Genomic DNA, 1,984 nt, shown 5'->3' on the forward strand with positions numbered 1-1,984 from the left:
CGACGACTGCGAGCTGCTGGACGGCGCCCGGGTGTGGCCGGAGGTGGCTATCCCGGCGGGCGGAGTGCGCTTCTCCGCGGACCGCGGATGACCGAGCCGATGCGCACGAGCTGGCAGCCGCCGGAACCGTTCGACCTGGCCCGGGTGCTTTCGCCGCTGCGCCGCGGCCCCGGCGATCCGACCAGCAGTGTGGAAACCGGCGGCGCGTGGTGGCTGGCGACGACGACTCCGCACGGACCGGCCACGCTGCGCTGCACCGCGGACCGCGACGGTCGGATCACCGCGCAGGCTTGGGGCGATGGCGCCGAATCGGCGCTCGGCCGGGTACCCGGCCTGCTCGGCGCCGCCGACGACGACACCGGCTTCGTCGCCGCGCACGACGTGGTGCGGCGCGGCAGGCGAGCGGCCCGCGGGATGCGGCTGTGCGCCTCGGGACGGGTCTGGGACGTGCTGGTGCCCGCCGTGCTGGAGCAGAAGGTCACCAACCGGGAAGCGTGGCGCTCCTGGCGGGAGCTGTGCCGCCGGTTCGGCACGCCCGCGCCCGGTCCTGCCCCGGACGGGCTGCACGTGGTGCCGAATCCGCGCCAGCTGCGGGAGATCCGGGATTGGGAGTGGCACAAGGCGGGCATCGACGGCGCCCGCAGGCGCACCTTGATCGCCGCCGCCGGAGTCGCCCGCAGGCTGGAGCGGGCCGTCGAGCTGCGCGGCGCCGAAGGTCGCGACCTGCTGCAGAAGCTGCCCGGCATCGGCCCGTGGACGGCGGCCGAGGTCGCCCAGCGGGCATGGGGCGATCCGGACGCGGTCAGCATCGGCGACTACCACCTGCCGACGATCGTCGGAACGGCGCTGGCCGGCCGCCCGATGGACGACGCCGAAATGCTCGAAGCCCTCGCCCCTTACGCGGGCCACCGGCACCGCGCGGTCCGCTACCTCGGCGCCGCGGGAGTCTCCCGCCCCCGCTTCGGCCCCCGCCTACCGGTCCGCGACTACCGGGCCAGCTGATCACCCGGATACGAGCACGCGGCGAAGCCTCCGGACGTGCGACTACGAGTGATCCAGCCGGGCGCGGGCCGCGGTGACCATGCTGTCCAGGCCCGATTCCGGCGGTAGCCCGTCCAGCGGCCACCAGCGCAGGTCGAGGGACTCGGCGCTGCGCACCGGCTCCGCTCCGGCGGGCGCGCGCACCACGTAGCGGACGTCGAAGTGCCGCGTGGGCACCCCCAGCGAGCAGGTGATCGGGTGCACTTCCACGTGCACCGGCACCGGATCCACCGTCAGACCGTCCATCCCGGATTCCTCGGTGGCTTCCCGCAGCGCGGCACCGGCCAGCGAAACGTCCTCCGGCTCGCAGTGCCCGCCGACCTGCAACCACTTGCCGACCCGCGGGTGCAGGGTCAGCAGCACCCGCTCCGCCGCCGCGTCCAGCAGCACGGCCGATGCGGTCAGGTGGCCCGGCTCGCACGCGCGCAGGCAGGCGTCCGGGCGCGCGTCGAGCAGCGTGAGGAAGGCGTGCTTGAGCGTTTCCTGCGACCGTTCCGCCGGTTCCCACTCGCGGAGGCTGCGCGTCGCGTCCGCGTGCAGTCCGTCCGAGTCGTCCCGCTGGTTCGTCACAACCCCACCCAAAATCGTGTCCGGCCCGGTTCACCCGGGCCGCAGCTCGTGTCGCGGCGCACGCGCACCGTCATGTCGAGTTTCCCGCGCCGCCGTCGGACCCGGGTTCGGTTCCGGCTCGTCGCCGGTCTCGGGAATCGCCCAGGAGCACATCCGCGAACCGGGACGTGCTCAAAGCTCCAGCAGCCCGTCGTCGAGGTCCCGCGGCGGCCGCGGCCCCTCGACCGGCTCGGCCGGGTTCCCGACCGCGACCGCGCCCAGCGGCTCCCACGAATCCGGCAGTTCCAGCGTCGCGCGCACCACGTCCGGGCAGAACAGCGTCGACGAGACCCAGCACGAGGCCAGCTCCTCGGCCGCCAGCGACACCAGCAGC

Annotated in this window: 2 protein-coding genes and 1 pseudogene; 1 reads left to right on the forward strand and 2 read right to left on the reverse strand. The window is 74.5% G+C overall.

Annotation, left to right across the window (positions count from 1 at the left end; translation table 11 throughout):
- The first annotated feature begins 87 nt into the window (after positions 1-87).
- Positions 88-1,002: a DNA-3-methyladenine glycosylase 2 family protein gene (locus IJH84_RS17405; protein ID WP_295146305.1), complete on the forward strand. Its 915-nt coding sequence runs from the start codon at positions 88-90 to the stop codon at positions 1,000-1,002.
- 42 nt (positions 1,003-1,044) lie between these two features.
- Here the strand turns inward: IJH84_RS17405 and IJH84_RS17410 are convergent, their stop codons facing one another.
- Both IJH84_RS17410 and IJH84_RS17415 read right to left on the reverse strand, forming a co-directional pair.
- Positions 1,045-1,611, reverse strand: coding sequence for an NUDIX hydrolase (locus tag IJH84_RS17410; RefSeq protein ID WP_295146308.1), 567 nt, complete (start codon positions 1,609-1,611; stop codon positions 1,045-1,047).
- Between the two features lie 171 nt (positions 1,612-1,782).
- Positions 1,783-1,984 (reverse strand): annotated as a pseudogene (locus IJH84_RS17415) (coenzyme F420-0:L-glutamate ligase); the annotation flags it as partial.

Source organism: Saccharopolyspora sp. (assembly GCF_017434145.1).
Lineage (GTDB): Bacteria > Actinomycetota > Actinomycetes > Mycobacteriales > Pseudonocardiaceae > Saccharopolyspora_C > Saccharopolyspora_C galaxeae.